The 14,888-nt window shown below is 56.2% G+C and carries 18 protein-coding genes and 1 pseudogene; 12 read left to right on the top strand and 7 right to left on the bottom strand.

The window, feature by feature from the left end; translation table 11 throughout:
- The first annotated feature begins 278 nt into the window (after positions 1-278).
- Genes BOSE62_RS17335 through BOSE62_RS17325 form a run of 3 tightly spaced genes read left to right on the top strand, consistent with a single transcriptional unit; the run spans position 279 to position 2,631 of the window.
- A complete protein-coding gene (locus tag BOSE62_RS17335; RefSeq protein ID WP_159648181.1) occupies positions 279-1,583 on the top strand; it encodes a site-specific DNA-methyltransferase in 1,305 nt (434 codons plus the stop codon).
- The gene (locus tag BOSE62_RS17330) at positions 1,580-2,095 is read left to right on the top strand and encodes a DUF5681 domain-containing protein (protein WP_159648177.1); all 516 of its coding nucleotides are present in this window, start codon (positions 1,580-1,582) and stop codon (positions 2,093-2,095) included. The genes BOSE62_RS17335 and BOSE62_RS17330 overlap by 4 nt, the downstream gene beginning before the upstream one ends.
- Positions 2,092-2,631, top strand: coding sequence for a DUF5681 domain-containing protein (locus tag BOSE62_RS17325; protein WP_201295738.1), 540 nt, complete (start codon positions 2,092-2,094; stop codon positions 2,629-2,631). The genes BOSE62_RS17330 and BOSE62_RS17325 overlap by 4 nt, the downstream gene beginning before the upstream one ends.
- 472 nt (positions 2,632-3,103) lie before the next feature.
- Here BOSE62_RS17325 and BOSE62_RS17320 read toward each other — a convergent pair whose 3' ends face one another.
- The 5 genes from BOSE62_RS17320 to BOSE62_RS17300 all read right to left on the bottom strand — a co-directional run bounded on the left by BOSE62_RS17320 (position 3,104) and on the right by BOSE62_RS17300 (position 5,823).
- Positions 3,104-3,538 (bottom strand): DUF983 domain-containing protein, encoded by a 435-nt coding sequence (locus BOSE62_RS17320; protein WP_236554224.1) that lies wholly within the window; start codon positions 3,536-3,538, stop codon positions 3,104-3,106.
- Between the two features lie 79 nt (positions 3,539-3,617).
- Positions 3,618-3,944, bottom strand: coding sequence for a hypothetical protein (locus BOSE62_RS17315; RefSeq protein WP_159648176.1), 327 nt, complete (start codon positions 3,942-3,944; stop codon positions 3,618-3,620).
- Positions 3,937-4,140, bottom strand: coding sequence for a hypothetical protein (locus BOSE62_RS17310; RefSeq protein ID WP_159648175.1), 204 nt, complete (start codon positions 4,138-4,140; stop codon positions 3,937-3,939). The genes BOSE62_RS17315 and BOSE62_RS17310 overlap by 8 nt, the downstream gene beginning before the upstream one ends.
- A gap of 62 nt (positions 4,141-4,202) precedes the next feature.
- Positions 4,203-4,811 (bottom strand): outer membrane protein, encoded by a 609-nt coding sequence (locus BOSE62_RS17305; protein ID WP_159648174.1) that lies wholly within the window; start codon positions 4,809-4,811, stop codon positions 4,203-4,205.
- A gap of 115 nt (positions 4,812-4,926) precedes the next feature.
- Complete coding sequence (locus BOSE62_RS17300) at positions 4,927-5,823, bottom strand: LysR family transcriptional regulator (RefSeq protein ID WP_159648173.1); 897 nt, start codon at positions 5,821-5,823, stop codon at positions 4,927-4,929.
- Between the two features lie 178 nt (positions 5,824-6,001).
- Here BOSE62_RS17300 and BOSE62_RS17295 point away from each other — a divergent pair, with 178 nt between their 5' ends.
- The 4 genes from BOSE62_RS17295 to BOSE62_RS17280 all read left to right on the top strand — a co-directional run bounded on the left by BOSE62_RS17295 (position 6,002) and on the right by BOSE62_RS17280 (position 8,515).
- Positions 6,002-6,622: a glutathione S-transferase family protein gene (locus BOSE62_RS17295; protein ID WP_159648172.1), complete on the top strand. Its 621-nt coding sequence runs from the start codon at positions 6,002-6,004 to the stop codon at positions 6,620-6,622.
- A gap of 82 nt (positions 6,623-6,704) precedes the next feature.
- Entirely contained in the window at positions 6,705-7,778 is a 1,074-nt protein-coding gene (locus BOSE62_RS17290) for a pyridoxamine 5'-phosphate oxidase family protein (protein ID WP_159648171.1), read from the top strand.
- Positions 7,775-8,047: a hypothetical protein gene (locus BOSE62_RS17285; RefSeq protein ID WP_159648170.1), complete on the top strand. Its 273-nt coding sequence runs from the start codon at positions 7,775-7,777 to the stop codon at positions 8,045-8,047. The genes BOSE62_RS17290 and BOSE62_RS17285 overlap by 4 nt, the downstream gene beginning before the upstream one ends.
- A gap of 3 nt (positions 8,048-8,050) precedes the next feature.
- Positions 8,051-8,515 (top strand): nuclear transport factor 2 family protein, encoded by a 465-nt coding sequence (locus BOSE62_RS17280; protein WP_159648169.1) that lies wholly within the window; start codon positions 8,051-8,053, stop codon positions 8,513-8,515.
- An 83-nt stretch (positions 8,516-8,598) separates the two neighbouring features.
- On the opposite strand, the gene BOSE62_RS17275 is transcribed toward BOSE62_RS17280, so the two are convergent.
- On the bottom strand, positions 8,599-9,615 hold the full coding sequence (locus tag BOSE62_RS17275; protein WP_159648168.1) for an AraC family transcriptional regulator: 1,017 nt from the start codon (positions 9,613-9,615) through the stop codon (positions 8,599-8,601).
- Between the two features lie 238 nt (positions 9,616-9,853).
- Here BOSE62_RS17275 and BOSE62_RS17270 point away from each other — a divergent pair, with 238 nt between their 5' ends.
- The 5 genes from BOSE62_RS17270 (at position 9,854) to BOSE62_RS17250 (ending at position 14,421) form a co-directional block, all read left to right on the top strand.
- Entirely contained in the window at positions 9,854-10,678 is an 825-nt protein-coding gene (locus BOSE62_RS17270; RefSeq protein ID WP_201295737.1) for an isochorismatase family protein, read from the top strand.
- A gap of 145 nt (positions 10,679-10,823) precedes the next feature.
- Positions 10,824-11,309 (top strand): YHS domain-containing (seleno)protein, encoded by a 486-nt coding sequence (locus tag BOSE62_RS17265; RefSeq protein WP_159648167.1) that lies wholly within the window; start codon positions 10,824-10,826, stop codon positions 11,307-11,309.
- A 111-nt stretch (positions 11,310-11,420) separates the two neighbouring features.
- Entirely contained in the window at positions 11,421-11,987 is a 567-nt protein-coding gene (locus BOSE62_RS17260; RefSeq protein WP_159648166.1) for a carboxymuconolactone decarboxylase family protein, read from the top strand.
- A 128-nt stretch (positions 11,988-12,115) separates the two neighbouring features.
- A complete protein-coding gene (locus BOSE62_RS17255) occupies positions 12,116-12,790 on the top strand; it encodes an FMN-dependent NADH-azoreductase (protein ID WP_159648165.1) in 675 nt (224 codons plus the stop codon).
- Positions 12,791-12,939: 149 nt separating this feature from the next.
- Positions 12,940-14,421: a dihydrolipoyl dehydrogenase gene (locus tag BOSE62_RS17250; RefSeq protein ID WP_159648164.1), complete on the top strand. Its 1,482-nt coding sequence runs from the start codon at positions 12,940-12,942 to the stop codon at positions 14,419-14,421.
- Positions 14,422-14,788: 367 nt separating this feature from the next.
- Here BOSE62_RS17250 and BOSE62_RS17245 read toward each other — a convergent pair.
- Positions 14,789-14,888 (bottom strand): annotated as a pseudogene (locus tag BOSE62_RS17245) (PEP/pyruvate-binding domain-containing protein); the annotation flags it as partial.

Here is a 14,888-nt window from a genome sequence, read left to right as displayed (position 1 = left end):
AAAACAACAGACTTTTAAAAAACGCCGCTTGCTTCACAGCAAGCTGGCAGCTTAATATCAACCAGATGGTGCCAAACACTCAACAAAGTGAATGACACATCTGTCTCAATTTATCTGACGACGGACACCCATTAACAGGGGCCCCAATCGCCAGCAACAGAGGGTTTAATCGTCAGAACAGGAATATTAGCGATCGCCGGGTCCAGTTGAAATATTACCAATGGTCGCTGTCGGGAATAGCTCTTGATGAGAACATATGGTCCTGATATGTTCTTCTTATCTACACAAACGAATCGCTCGCAGACGATTCTGCCGATCGCCGCCTTGAGGTAAATTATACCCGGATCGAAAAGCTGATCCCGGATCCGCGCAATGCGCGAACCCATTCAAAAAAGCAGGTCACTCAGATCGCAGAGTCCATCCGGGCATTCGGGTTCACCAATCCCATACTTGCTGACCCGATGGGCAATATTATTGCAGGGCATGGCCGGCTTCGGGCCGCCAGAGAACTGAACCTTGCCGAAGTTCCGGTGATTGTGCTTGCGGGCCTCAGCGAACCCCAGAAGAAGGCACTGCGCCTTGCGGACAACAAGATAGCGCTCAATGCAGGCTGGGACATGGAAATACTCAAGCTGGAGCTTGCCGATCTTTCCCTGCCAGAAGTAGACATTGATCTGGGTCTGACAGGCTTCAGTCCTGGAGAGATCGACGTGGCACTTGCTGATAGTGAGGACCCGGACGATGAAGTGATCCCTGCCGTCCCTGAAAACCCGCGTGTGAATTGTGGTGACATATGGCAGCTCGGTGAGCACCGGGTCGCCTGCGGCGATGGGCGTGATGCTGGTTTCTTGCAGAGTGTAGTTGGTAAAGGCGCCTTGATCGACTGCGCGTTCCTTGATCCGCCTTACAACGTGAAGATCAACGGCCACGCCAATGCCAAGGGCCGTCACCGCGAGTTTGCGATGGCATCTGGTGAAATGAACGAAGCCGAGTTCAGGATGTTCCTTGCTGAAACTTTGGGTGCCTGCGCAAAAGTATCACGCAGCGGAGCAGTCCATTTTATATGCATGGACTGGCGTCACATGGATGATGTGACCGCTTCGGTCGGTGATATCTACGGGGACCTGCTCAACATTTGTGTGTGGAACAAGAGCAATGCCGGAATGGGCTCTCTCTACAGGTCGAAGCACGAGATGGTTTTTGTCTATCGTGTCGGCGATGAACCGCACATCAATAACGTCGAACTTGGCAAGCATGGTCGCAACCGAACCAATGTGTGGGATTATCCCAGCGTCAACTCCATGCGCGGCTCCCGGCGCGAGGATCTGGCGCTCCACCCCACGGTCAAGCCAGTGGCGATGGTGGCGGACGCTTACTGCGATGTCACAAGGCAGAACGAACTTGTGCTGGATATTTTCCTCGGCTCGGGCACAAGTCTTGTTGCCGCCGAGCGAGTGGGGCGCGCCTTCCGGGGGCTCGATATTGATCCTGCCTATGTTGATCTTGCAATGCAGCGTTGGAGCGATCTAACGGGCAAGGAGCCGCAACTGGTGTTTCGCGATGGCGAGGATCTGGCGGCATGAGCAGTACGCGCTTTCAGCCCGGGCAGTCCGGCAATCCCAAAGGACGGCCTCGCAAGCATCGCCGGCCCAATGTTTCGGCGTTCGAGATCATTCTCGACAAAACATTGACCATTACCCAGAATGGAAAAGCGCGTGAGGCAACGGTTGAAGAGGCGTTGCAGCAGCAGACTCTTAAAGATGCTCTTGCAGGAAAGCGTCTGGCAATTCGCAAACTGCTCAAGATGATCGAGAAACGGGAAAGGGCTCTTGAGCAGAAGAACCCTGAACCGTGCCGGAAAATTGAGCTCAAGCACCATTACTCGGCTGACAACGCGGATGAGGCTCTTCGTATTCTCGGCATTGCAGAGCCCGAGCCGGCCTTTCCGACAAGATGGAAAGTGCATGCCTGGGCGACGCAGGCAGCATTAAGCCGTCCCGGACGCAAGAAATTGGACCGCAGGGAAGCCGACAATATCAGGTTCTTCTCATTTGATCCTGATAGCTTGAAGTGGCCGCGGAGTAGAGTTGAGTGAGCGAAGGTTACGGCAAGCCCCCAACCCCAATGCGTTTCAGGAAGGGCCAGTCAGGCAATCCGAAGGGGCGCCCCAGGAACCGCCATAAGTCTGTTCCTTATGATTCCGTGCTTGGTCAGATGGTGACGATCCGCGAGGATGGAGGAGAGCGCAGGATAACGGCTGCCGAGGCGTTCCTTCTCAAATTGACCCAGAAAGGGCTCGCGGGTGATAGCGCTGCTGCCCGGGACTCGCTCAATGCTATTGAACAAGCCCGCACGGAGCGCGGAGACGACAGGCAGAACATTGATGCTATTGTCTTATCGGTGGTCAGTTCTGGCGCTGATGCGATTTTGGAACCGCTTGGTTTGGCAAGAAGGAAATACCCCGCCGACAAAAACCGCGTGCGATGGGAATTGAACCCATGGATCGTCGAGGCTGCCCTTGAACGCCTTGGTGAAAGGCGGCTGACTATTCAGGAACAGCGCGAGGTGTGGAGCGGGGTGCGCACGCCCGGCAAGGTCAATTGGCCTGAATGGTGGGAGGTTAAAGGGTGAATTGCTCTGTTCGCCACAATTAAAGTTATTTGCGTATCAATGGTGGGAGCTAAAAGCCGACGCAAGACAACTCCATCGCCTACGCCAAGAAATGGGCCTATCCCGTGAAAAAATCCGGCACCGTTTTTCGTCAGCAACATTTCGCTTTAAATGAAGCATCGAGCGCAACAATGATTCACGCAACCAGGTTATTTTGGATCATTGTTACCGAAAATTAGTGTCAGTGCCGCCGACTTCAAGTTTTTCAACAGAATAGGACTGTTTGCGGACTGTCGGCGTTCAGAGCGCCCCGGTGTAACTCGGACCTTCCGCTTCCGACCCAATCTAAGTCGTTGGGATCGGGTATAGCGTAGCCCGAAAGCGGTCGTAGGTGGCGCGGAGATTACGTCCGCTTTCCGCGGCGACCTAAAGACTGCGCGACGGCTGCTCATGGGCGGCAAGCAGAAGTGGATCGTCGAGAGTCTGGAGATCATCAAGAATCTAACGTGTCGCGTTTAGCCTCGTCCTCTCTTGTATGGATTTCCGACCAGAGCTTTTCCGTTCCGGCTTCGACGGACTGGTTGAGATATTGGGAGGCGACTAACCATCCCTTGATCGGACGTAATGGGAGCAGACAGCCAATTCCCATCAGCGGGATCGCGATTACAAAAACAAGAGGCGCCGGCAACTCGAGAGCAACCTGAAGCCAGACCACGAAGAACAATAGCGGGAATGCAACAAAGCACAGAGAGAAGAATGCCGGGCCGTCATCCGGAGCCGCAAAACGGTAATCCAAGTCGCAGATGTCGCACCCGTCCTGAATCTTCAGCCAGGTGCGGAACATGCGCCCTTGACGACAACGCGGACAATGACCTTTCCATCCCACCATGAATATTGCCCTGGTTTTGCTGTTTTCGTCATCGGTCATGGGAAATCTCCATTGTTGAATAATGATGATCGCTGAACCGGGCGATCAGACAATCGACAATCAAGGGCTGGCCGTGCTATCATTTCTGTGCCAATTCGCGAAATTCCGCAACAAAGCCGGTGAAGAAATCCAGCTCTTCGGCTGTCAAACCTACGGCCAGCGCCCTTTCTCTGGCTGCATCTCGAGCGGCAGCATCACCATTTTTGACCGCACAGCCGAGGGCCAGAACTGCCGTGGTTCGTACATCGAAGCTGCGTTCGCCGAGCGCGGCGTCGATATCAGCGCCGGAGAGGCCTACATCGCGCGCGTCTTCCTCAGCCCTGGAAAGTGTATCCTCACAGCCGCAATCGTTAAGCAAGGCCAGTTTGAGCTGGCTTAATATCCGTTCGTATCCAGGATCAGCCATTGCAGGGATGCTCGGGTCGCAAACACAGAAATTCAGGCAGATATTCCCTGGCCATCGTGATCAATGCCACTACAGTCAGGTTCAGGAGCGCCGCGGTCAGGGGACCACTGCCCAAGGCTGCAATCACGATCGGCTGCAATTTGAACGCGGATAGCTTGAGCTCAGGCTCGACAAATTTCGAATAAGTCCATCTCATGATGAATTCCATGACCGCATTGGTGCCGCTGTCTTTTCAGGACGGCGGCACCATCAAGCGGGTCAAAAGTTGTAACTGATGCCGACCAGGGCCTGATGCTGGTCATAAAGACCACCATTGTTGCCGAAGTCGGTGTAGCGATATTCGAGACGCGCACTGATATTGTCGGTCAGCATGCGTTCAACGCCTCCGCCGACAAGCCAGCCGTCCAGGTTGTCGGATGCACGCGACGTCACATCATCAGAAACCAGTGTCGTGCGAACCCGGGCATTAGCATAGCCGCCGCGCACATATGCCAGTGTCTTGTCATCCACGAGATAACCTGCGCGCGCCGTCAGATCGAAGCTGTAACGAGGATCGATTGTGACCGAATCGCCAGACGTCTGGGCGCGGATATCATCATCAAATGCGCCGCTGAATCCAGCCTCTGCACCGATCACGAAGCGGTCACTGACCTTGTAATTATATCCGGCATAGCCGCCCAGCACGACGGCCTCGCGCGACACTTCAGCATCAACAGGCTGAGCATCGATGGTGCGATCAGCCACTTCAGCTCTGTTCCAGCCCGCCTGAACACCAACATAGGGACCGTCAAAATTATTTGCCTGCGCCGGCGCTGCGATGAAGCCTGCAATGCCTGCGAGGGCCGTAACTATTATTTTCGATTTCATTTCTAACTCCGTATCTTGCCCCTGAAGCGGGGTCGGATATGCAGATAGGATCGTCCGGCTTTCGTGATAATTGATCTTCAGCGAAAGATATTATTCCATTAAATGAAACATTGAATCAATTGATGAAGCGGTTTGCCCGCAGTCGTTCAGCAGCAAAATCGACGAATGTCCTTACCTTAGCAGACGCATTCCTGCCTTCCGGATGGACGATATGAACCGGCAATGGCTCTTCCTCATATTCCTCGAGAACCGTCTGAAGCTTTCCCGATACCAGATCCGGCCCGACCTGATAGGATAGAACCCTGGTGAGTCCCCATCCGGATCGCGCCGCCTCGATTGCCGCAGGATTGGAATTGCAGAATAAACCCGGCGAAACCCGGACAGTCTCCTTTTTCTCTCGACCAAATCTCCAGTCTAGCGAGGTCCAAGCGCTGGTTGCCGCAATTATCCGGTGCGTCGCCAGACTGGCAGGTCGTGCAGGGACACCCTCGCGGTCGAAATATTCCGGCGCACCGCAGACTACACGCCGGACGGATCCGACCTTGATCGCGCTATAGCTGGAGTCTGGAAGATGACCGATCCGGACAGCGACATCCAGACCTTCGTCAATCAAGTTGGTCACGCGATCCAGAAACACGAGACGTCCTGTCACCTCAGGATATAGGTCGAGAAACTCGGTGACGATCGGTAGAATATATATCTGTCCGAACATCACTGAAGCGGTGATCGTCAAACTGCCGGTGGGCTTTGCAAAGGATCCCGATGCGGCGGCCTCCGCCTCTTCAACCGCGGCGAGTATTTGCCGGCAGTCCTCAACATAGCGCGCGCCAATCTCGGTCAGCTTGACCGATCGCGTGGTGCGCGTGAGCAGACGGGCACCGATCAGACCCTCCAATCCTGCAACGGCGCGACTCACCGCAGGCGGGCTCATATTGAACTGGCGAGCCGTCTCCGCGAAACTACCGCTATCGGCGATGCGCACCAATATGCGCATGGCTTGGATCCGGTCCATTTTCTTCCTCCGTCAGCACTGGATAAATAAAGATTAGCGGGGCAGCAGTGAGAAACAAGCGCTATTATTTCAATTTTCGAAATACTGAATTCATAACATTCCCGGTTCTTACGCGAACTGGATTGCTCCACATAAGGCCTGCCGAGCATATCGGCTTCATTCAATCAGGAGCGATCCCATGCAACTCTATCATTTCCCACTTTCCGGCCATGCCCATCGGGCGCGTCTGTTCCTTTCACTCATCGGTGCAGAGGTTGAAGTCATCGACGTAGATCTGGGCGCAGGCGAGCATAAGCAACCCGACTATCTGAAATTGAACCGTTTTGGCCAGGTTCCGGTTCTGGTCGACGGTGACACGATCATCGCCGATTCCAACGCAATTCTGGTCTATGCCGCGAAGAAATTTGGCCGCACAGACTGGCTGCCTGACGGCGCGGCCGAAGCTGCAGCGGTCCAGCGCTGGCTGTCGGTTGCCGCAGGACAGATTGCTTTCGGACCCGCCGCTGCGCGCTTGATAACCGTGTTCGGCGCAACCTTCAGCCCGGATGAGGTAATTGGCCGCGCGCACGATGTTCTAACCGTTATCGAGGCAGAACTGGCAGGCCGCGACTGGATCGCCGGCGGACGAGAACCATCGGTCGCCGACATTGCGCTTTACAGTTATATCGCGCGCGCGCCGGAGGGGAATGTCGATCTCTCGGACTATCCCGAAGTCAACGCCTGGCTTTCCCGCATCGAAGCGATGCCCGGCTTCGTCCCCTTCCCCCGGACCCCGGTCGGGCTTGCAGCAGCGGCCTGACACCACTGGCGAGGCGGCGGTGCACATTGCTCTCCCTCCTGCAGCACCGCTGCCCCGCCCCTCTTGCAACAGGACCTTGGCCATGAACAGTTTGACCGGCGAACCCGCAGACGGACTCTTCCACGCAGGCGAAATCGCACTGCAGCGCTCGGTCGGCATGGCTGAACGGATGGAACATATCGGCGCAAAAATAGTGCGAGATTTCATGCCCGATCAGCACCGCGACTTTTATGCGCGACTGCCGTTTATCATTGTGGCGATGGTCGATCATTCTGGCGATATATGGCCCACAATGCTGACCGGCGCTCCGGGCTTCATCAGTTCCCCGTCAGCCAGGTCTCTGGTCATCCGCGGAACGCTTGACGCTGCCGATCCCGCTTCCGCCGGCGCCCAGACCGGCGCGGCCATCGGCATACTCGGCATCGAACTGCACACTCGCCGTCGCAACCGGATGAACGGAGACATCCACAGCGCCGGAGACGGTTCCCTGGAAGTCACAGTCGGCCAGGCCTTTGGCAACTGCCCGCAATATATCCAGCTGCGTGATTACAGCTTTTCACGCGAGTTGGACCAGACCAAATCGGCGACAGTCACGAAATCCGCCGGTCTGACCGATGAGGCCCGTGCCATTATCGCGGCCGCCGACACCTTTTTCGTCGCATCCTATGTTGACCGCGGTGACATCAGGCAGGTTGATGCTTCGCATAGAGGCGGCAATGCCGGATTTGTCAGGATCGACGAAGATGACCAACTGACGATCCCGGATTTTTCCGGGAATTTTCACTTCAACACGCTTGGCAATTTCCTCGTCAATCCGCGCGCCGGCTTGCTGTTCGTCGATTTTGAAACAGGCGACATCCTGCAAATCACCGGGACCGCGCGAGTCCTCACTGATTCTCCGGAAATCGCATCTTTCAGGGGCGCAGAAAGAATCTGGACGTTCCGCCCGAGCGGGATGGTCCTTCGCCGGGGGGCCTCGAACTTGCGGTGGACGATGCGCGAGAATTCCTTCTCGCCAAAAGCCCTGAGGACGGGCTCTTGGGCAGAGGTAGCGACCGAGCTTGAGGCGGGCTGCGCTACTCACCCCAAAGGCGAAACCCCGCTTTCCGACGCTGCACGGGCTGGCGGAAGCATGCCGCGGGAGATCAAGCCATGACTTTCAGCCTGATCGCCATGCCTGCTGTTGAGGAGTTGGCCATGGATCATTTTGCCCCGGATAGCATCCGCCACAAGCAACGCGATTCCGGCGCCTTTCACAAAATCGCAGGTCTCTATCTCCTGATGCTGCTGCTAATTTTCCAGTTTCCATCGGGTGCCGGCTCCGCCGATGCGCAAGCAAGCGCGGCAGAGACGGTCGCGCCAGCACAATTCCCCTCTGAGGAATGCATTCAGCCTCCTCTCTCCCCCCACCAGATAGAGGATTGAACCATGTCACGTCCCCCATTGCCCCCGTTTGACGAAACGTCCGCTCGCGAGAAAGTGAGACTGGCCGAAGATGGCTGGAACAGTCGCGATCCAGCCCAAGTTTCTATGGCCTATACTGAAGATACCAGATGGCGCAATCGCGCCGAATTTCCCCGGGGCCGCGAAGAAGCCAGGAAATTTCTGGAGCGGAAGTGGGCGAAAGAGCTCGACTACCGGCTAATCAAGGAACTTTGGGCCTATAGCGGCAATCGCATCGCGGTTCGCTATGCTTATGAATATCATGATGACAGCGGAAACTGGTTTCGCGCCTATGGCAACGAGAATTGGGAATTTGCCGAAGACGGTCTGATGCGAAACCGCCATGCCAGCATCAATGAACGGCCGATCACAGAAGCTGAACGTCTTTTCCGCTGGCCCCTCGGGCGGCGTCCTGACTATCATCCGGGCCTGTCCGAGCTAGGGCTTTAGCGGACTGCCGATATCTTCAGGCACTCTCGCATACAAAAGACAGCAGCTGCCGTTCCCGAACCATGACCAACAACCTTGAATCTTCAATATTGGGAAGCCGCCACTCTCGGCCCTTCACCGCGATAGGTGCGCGGCGTTTTTCCCGACCATCGCTTGAAAGCACGGGTGAAGGAGCTTTGTTCCGAAAAGCCGGTCAGGAAGGCAACCTCTACCAGCGAATGGCTGGTTTCGCCGACGAGCTTAAGCGCCACCTCCCGTCGCGCCTCATCGACCAGGGACTGATAGCTGTGTCCGAGATCCGACAAGCGGCGCTGCAAGGTGCGGCTGCCCATGCCCAAATGGCATGCCACATCCTCGAGACGCGGCACCCCATCGCTCAGGCTGTTGGCAATCTGGATTACCACCTCGCGGTCAATCCGGTTCGGTTCGGTAGTGCGAAGGATTTGCTCCATATGCTCGCGGAGAAAATTCCAGATATGCTGGTCTCCTACGCGGTTTGGTCGATCAACGTCCTGTTGATGCATGATAATCGCGTCGACTTCCGCGCCGTGGGTCACCGGACATTTGAAATGATCTTCAAGCGGTCGAACATCACCCACTGGCAGGTGAGTGAACTGGACACGCTTGGGATTGAACTCGTCCCCATTCGCATCGCGCCAAAGCGCGACAAAAGTTCCCAGCGCTGCTTCGTTCGAAAGCTTGGCGCCGTCATTATCCGGGACCGGTTTGTGGTTCATCCACCAGCATTCCGAACCTTTGTCCGCCAAGGCGAACACGGAATAGAGATTGTAGAGTCTGGCATAGCGGTCAAGCCGCTCGAACGAGCGTCGCAGCGTTGGAGCGGATTTGATCGTCAGCCCGAGCGGGCCGAACTCCTCACAACGCATCGAAGCCGACGTCCGCATGTGAAAGCTGATTTGCGGACGTTCTTCCCGCGCCAAGGTTTCAAACAGGAAATGGTGTTGTTCCACGGGTATCTGGTTCGCGGGGTCGGAGAGCAGCTCACGCACTATGCCGACGCGCGCCAACGCACGATTGGCAACCGCCTGCTCCGCCTGAGCAATCGCCTTGCGGGCAAAAAGGCTCGAAACTTCTACCACCTTGCGTTCTGCCTACCCCGTCGTTGCCGATTCAATGCTTCGTATAACGCATTTCTCCGAATTTGGCATGCCAGATCAAATTTTTGGCAGCCACGGTCAAGAAGTACCGCGCTCGGTCGGCGTAATCCAGTCATCGTCAACTCCAAGGCGAAATCCGGTGAACAGCAATATTTGACCTGTAGATCCGGATATATGACCCAAGGCGAGTTGGTAGGTTGAAACACTTGCTGAGGAATGAATGATGAACCACCCCCCCAAGCCTTCGCGCAAGCTGGCCTTCGCCCTGCTCGCGTCTATCGCAACAATTGGCATGGCTACCGGCGGCGCTGCTGCACAGGAAGAATCCCGCGCCGCAACCGCAACCCAACCACCGGTCAACGACGGATTGCCGATGCCCGGATTCGAGATCGATCCTGCAACAACCGCGATCGTCATTACTGACCCGCAAAACGACTTTCTGTCGCCCAACGGTGTGACCTGGGGCGTCGTGGGTGAAAGCATCACCAAGAACCGCACCGTTGAAAATCTGGGAGCACTTTTCAAGGTTGCCGATCAAACCGGCATGCCGGTGTTCGTCTCTCCCCACTATTATTTCAAACACGACCATCGCTGGCAGTTCGAAGGCACGCTTGAAACGCTGATGCACTCCATCGGCATGTTTGATCGCCCGCATGCCCTAACCCTCGAAGCTTTTGAAGGTTCAGGTGCTGACTGGCTCGACCAATACAAGCCTTACATCAACAACGGTCGCACAGTCGTGACCAGCCCGCACAAGGTTTACGGGCCTGACAGCAACGACTTGGCCCTGCAGCTGCGCAAGACAGGGATTTCCAAGGTAATCCTGGGCGGCATGTCCTCGAACCTTTGCACGGAATCGCACATGCGGTCGCTGATCGAGGCAGGCTTTGAAGTCATGGTTGTCACCGATGCCACCGCCGGTGCCATCACCGAACATTATAACGGCTACGATGCTTCGCTTGTGAACTTCCGCATGATTGCCAGTGCTGTCGACAATACCGACAACACCGTCAAGGCGATCAGGGCTGCCTATCGCAGCAAATAGCCCAACCCTCTTGACCTTTGGCTGGAGCCACTGACCCCTCTCCCTGCTCCAGCCGAACGGACGGTGACCGGGAATGCCCACTGCCCCCCGATCCCGGCTTCATCGGTCACCGTCCCCCTTTTTGAAAACTCAAAGGAGATAAATTATGCGTATTTTGCCAACCAGGCTTGCTCTCGCCATCGCGCTTTCCGCAGGCTTTTCGGCACCCGCTCATGCGGCTGACGAATATAATGTTACCAACGGCTATACTCTGGATGGCGCCGGATTGGGCGTTCATGGCGTCGACACGGTTGTACTCAGCACGATGAACGCTGTTGCGCCTGGCGAAGCAAGCCATGCGGTCGTTCACGATGGCGTGACCTATTATTTCGCGTCCGGACTGACGGCGGAACGGTTCCAATCCGATCCAGAGCGTTATCTGCCGCAATATGGTGGTTTCTGTGCCTATGCGGTTGCCCTTGGCAAGAAACTCGATGGCGATCCGCGGTATGCGGACATCGTGGAAGGCAAGCTCTATCTCTTCGTCAATGCCGCTGTTTTCCAGAGCTACCTCGCAGACAAGGAAAACACGCTGCGCACCGCCAAAGAGAAATGGCCGACCATCAAGCACAGCAAAGTCGAAGATCTCTGATCCCCGCAGGACGGCTGGCTATCCCGCAAGGCCAGCCGTTCATGCCGGGAAAACACCCTCTCCCGTTCGTGTCTCTCGTCAGGCACGACCCCATTCAAAGGACCGATTGAAATGACATCTTTCACCACCCACGACTTCGAAACCGCACCCGAAGACGCACAGCCACTGCTGAATGCCGCCACAAGCGCATACGGCTTTATTCCCAACCTGCTCGGAACGATGGCCGAGGCCCCGGCCCTGCTCGAAGGCTATATGACGCTGGCCGGAATTTTCGACAAAACCGATCTGTCAGAGGCCGAGCGCCAAATCATTCTGATGACGAATAACCGGTTGAACGCCTGTCATTATTGCATGGCTGCCCACACTTCGATCTCGCAAGGCGCCGGTGTCCCGCAGGATATAATCGAGGCCCTGCGCACCGATACGCCGATCAATGATCCGAAGCTCGAGGCGCTTCGTACTTTCGCCGCCGTGATCAACAAAACGCGCGGCTGGCCCGAAACTTCAGATATCGAGGCATTTCTTGAAGCGGGCTACACCCGGCAGAATATTCTGGAAGTTGTTCTCGGCACGGCCCTCAAGGTCATGTCGAACTATACCAATCATATCGCGGCCACCGAACTGGACGCTGCATTTGAACCGAACGCCTGGACGACCAACCTCGTCGACATGGGCTGATACAAGGCAAATCTGGTCCATTCTGTCACGCACACAGCCGATATCCCTCGGGAAGGCTAACCGCGTCCACTTCGACCGCGACACAACCCGCCGACCAGAGCTTGCCGCCACTGCAGGAGACCTGAAAAATGACTAGACTATTACGCATTGATGCCAGCGCGCGGATCACGCGTTCGCTTACCCGGGAACTGGCCGACAGCTTCACGCAAAGCTGGCGCGAGCGGCGTCCGCAGGATGAGATTGTCCTGCGCGACGTCGGCGCCAATCCGCCTCCGATCATCAGTCAAGACTGGATTGCAGCGGCTTTTGCAAAGGACCGGTCGACCGATCAGCAACAGCTTCTTGCGCTATCAGACGAACTGATTGCCGAAGTGGCCGGTGCCGACATCATCGTCATGGCAACGCCGATGTACAACTACGGCATGCCCGCCGCGCTCAAAGCGTGGTTTGACCAGGTTGTGAGAATCGACAAGACTTTTACCTTCGACCTCACTCGCGGCGATGCTCCGCTTGAACCGATATTGGCCGGCAAGACCCTCATCCTACTCACTTCATGGGGGGAATTCGGCTTCTCTGCTGGAAAGCCCAATGAAGGGCGCGACAGCCTGACTCCGCATGTCCGCACGGCATCGCGCTATCTTGGCGTGGAGACAATTCACCAGGTCGGGATCGAGTATCAGGAGTTTGGCGACGAACGCTTTGAAGCCTCGCATAAAGCAGCCTTTGCAGCGCTCGATCCCTTGGTCGAAACACTGGTCACGACGCTACCCCTGAACTCAGACCGCAGAAAGTCGGCAGCATGATAGCTCTACCTGAAGAACATGCACCTGCGACACGCAAGGCAGATAGGCGCGGCCACAGCATGCTCTTGGCGCGATGATCGGCAAATCCCGGTGCGTGGGTTTTCACTTACCCCGTCTCGCTCTCTCTAAAATCATCAGGATCTTTTTCCATGACCAATCAAACGGTAATCACCAACAGCTACAGGCCGATATCTGGCGCCGGTGAATTCGATTTCGATGTCGCCATCATCGGCGCTGGCACAGCCGGAATGGCGGCCTATCGTGAAGCTTCGCAATATAGCGATCGCGTTGCACTGATCGATGGCGGGCCACTAGGCACAACATGCGCGCGCGTGGGCTGCATGCCTTCCAAACTCCTGATCGCAGCAGCCGAGGCAGCGCATGCGGGGTCCAGGACTCCCATGTTCGGGGTCCGATATGACGATCCGGCGATCGACGGCATAGCCGTGATGAAACGGGTACGTAGCGAGCGTGACCGCTTTGTCGGTTTTGTCACAGAGGCTGTCCATGGATTCGACAAGGGCGAGATAATAAGGGAATATGCCCGCTTCGAAGACGATCACACGCTTCGGTTGAGCAGCGGACGCAAGATTTCTGCCCGCACGATCGTCATCGCCACCGGTTCGCGGCCCGCCATTCCCCAAGCATTATTCGCCGCCGGCGAAAGGCTGATCGTCAATGATGATATATTTGACTGGACCGATCTGCCCGGTTCGGCCGCGGTATTCGGGGCTGGTGTCATCGGTCTGGAATTGAGCCAGGCCCTGCACCGGCTGGGAGTGCGCGTGCGTCTTTTCGGAAGGGGCGGTCAGGCCGGGCCACTAACCGATCCAGTGGTGCGCCAATATGCGACCGACATTTTTTCTGGCGAGTTCCCGGCCATCTGGAACGCTGACACCCGGATTTCGCGCAAAGGGGAGACAGTCGCGGTGCGCTGGGGCGAAACGGCGGATCAGGAAGCCAGCTTCGACTATCTGGTCGCAGCCACCGGTCGCAGGCCCAATATTGATAAAATCGGTCTCGAGAATTCCGGCCTGCCGCTCGGAAAGACGGGCGTGCCTCAATATGACCCCTTGTCCGGCCGCGTTGGCGACACCCATATATTCATTGCCGGCGATGCTGCGCCTGGCCTGCCGCTGCTGCACGAAGCGGCAGATGAAGGCCGCTTGGCCGGAGAGAATGCAGCGCGCTTTCCGCATTCCTACAAACGATCTCGCCGCACCCCGATCGGCATCGTTTTCTCCGATCCGCAAATTGCGATGGTCGGGGCCAGCCATGCCTCGCTCTTGGCTAGACAGGAATGCCACTTCGCGACCGGAGAAGTTTCATTTGAGGACCAGGGCCGTGCCCGGGTGATGGGTCTCAACAAGGGTATCCTCAGGCTTTACGCCGAACACGGCAGCGCACGGTTTCTCGGAGCCGAAATGATCGGCCCTTCAGCTGAACATATCGCGCATCTTCTGGCGTGGTCCATTCAGGCCAACATGACCGTAGAGCAAATCCTGCAAATGCCGTTTTACCATCCCGTACTGGAAGAGGGCGTGCGCACAGCCTTCAGAAATTTGAACCATGCTCTTGGATTTGGCCCCAATCCTCCACTGCGATGTGTTGATTGCGGGCCGGGAGCCTGATCCATGGTCTTTTGCGGAAAGATGATGAAGATGTCTCGCGAATCCCAACATATCTACACAGGCAAATTTGATCAGGGCTTCCCGAGAAACGCAGTACGGTTTTGCAAATCCCCAAGCCATTGGGGGATCATTGTAATCTGGTGTTTCAACCGAAAGACGACCATTTCGCTATTTTCTGCCTGAGAAGCCCTTGTCTGTGCTTGCTCGACACCTGTGCCAAGTGGCCATGATATACTGAAAATCGGCAAGCTTGACAGCTCCTTTTTTCTAGTCGTCTCCGGGAAACAGCATGCATGTCCCCCGTCAGCGTTCGATAGACAGATTGCGGTTCATTAACATGTGAGTGTTTGGCACCATCTGGTTGATATTAAGCTGCCAGCTTGCTGTGAAGCAAGCGGCGTTTTTTAAAAGTCTGTTGTTTTATCCTTTCTCTTTGCTTGATGATTGATGCTGCCCTACCGAAGTAG

It is taken from the genome of Sphingorhabdus sp. 109, from assembly GCF_902506555.1.
In the GTDB taxonomy this organism is placed as follows: Bacteria; Pseudomonadota; Alphaproteobacteria; order Sphingomonadales; family Sphingomonadaceae; genus Parasphingorhabdus.
This window is presented reverse-complemented; position numbering and strand designations above follow the sequence as displayed.

What these genes read in the sequence shown, in the direction of transcription:
- BOSE62_RS17330 (WP_159648177.1), top strand. Translation starts at nt 1,580, where the DNA reads ATGAGCAGTACGCGCTTTCAGCCCGGGCAGTCCGGCAATCCCAAAGGA.
- BOSE62_RS17320 (WP_236554224.1), bottom strand. Translation starts at nt 3,538, where the DNA reads ATGACCGATGACGAAAACAGCAAAACCAGGGCAATATTCATGGTGGGA.
- BOSE62_RS17315 (WP_159648176.1), bottom strand. Translation starts at nt 3,944, where the DNA reads ATGGCTGATCCTGGATACGAACGGATATTAAGCCAGCTCAAACTGGCC.
- BOSE62_RS17310 (WP_159648175.1), bottom strand. Translation starts at nt 4,140, where the DNA reads ATGAGATGGACTTATTCGAAATTTGTCGAGCCTGAGCTCAAGCTATCC.
- BOSE62_RS17305 (WP_159648174.1), bottom strand. Translation starts at nt 4,811, where the DNA reads ATGAAATCGAAAATAATAGTTACGGCCCTCGCAGGCATTGCAGGCTTC.
- BOSE62_RS17300 (WP_159648173.1), bottom strand. Translation starts at nt 5,823, where the DNA reads ATGGACCGGATCCAAGCCATGCGCATATTGGTGCGCATCGCCGATAGC.
- BOSE62_RS17295 (WP_159648172.1), top strand. Translation starts at nt 6,002, where the DNA reads ATGCAACTCTATCATTTCCCACTTTCCGGCCATGCCCATCGGGCGCGT.
- BOSE62_RS17290 (WP_159648171.1), top strand. Translation starts at nt 6,705, where the DNA reads ATGAACAGTTTGACCGGCGAACCCGCAGACGGACTCTTCCACGCAGGC.
- BOSE62_RS17285 (WP_159648170.1), top strand. Translation starts at nt 7,775, where the DNA reads ATGACTTTCAGCCTGATCGCCATGCCTGCTGTTGAGGAGTTGGCCATG.
- BOSE62_RS17280 (WP_159648169.1), top strand. Translation starts at nt 8,051, where the DNA reads ATGTCACGTCCCCCATTGCCCCCGTTTGACGAAACGTCCGCTCGCGAG.
- BOSE62_RS17270 (WP_201295737.1), top strand. Translation starts at nt 9,854, where the DNA reads ATGATGAACCACCCCCCCAAGCCTTCGCGCAAGCTGGCCTTCGCCCTG.
- BOSE62_RS17265 (WP_159648167.1), top strand. Translation starts at nt 10,824, where the DNA reads ATGCGTATTTTGCCAACCAGGCTTGCTCTCGCCATCGCGCTTTCCGCA.
- BOSE62_RS17260 (WP_159648166.1), top strand. Translation starts at nt 11,421, where the DNA reads ATGACATCTTTCACCACCCACGACTTCGAAACCGCACCCGAAGACGCA.
- BOSE62_RS17255 (WP_159648165.1), top strand. Translation starts at nt 12,116, where the DNA reads ATGACTAGACTATTACGCATTGATGCCAGCGCGCGGATCACGCGTTCG.
- BOSE62_RS17250 (WP_159648164.1), top strand. Translation starts at nt 12,940, where the DNA reads ATGACCAATCAAACGGTAATCACCAACAGCTACAGGCCGATATCTGGC.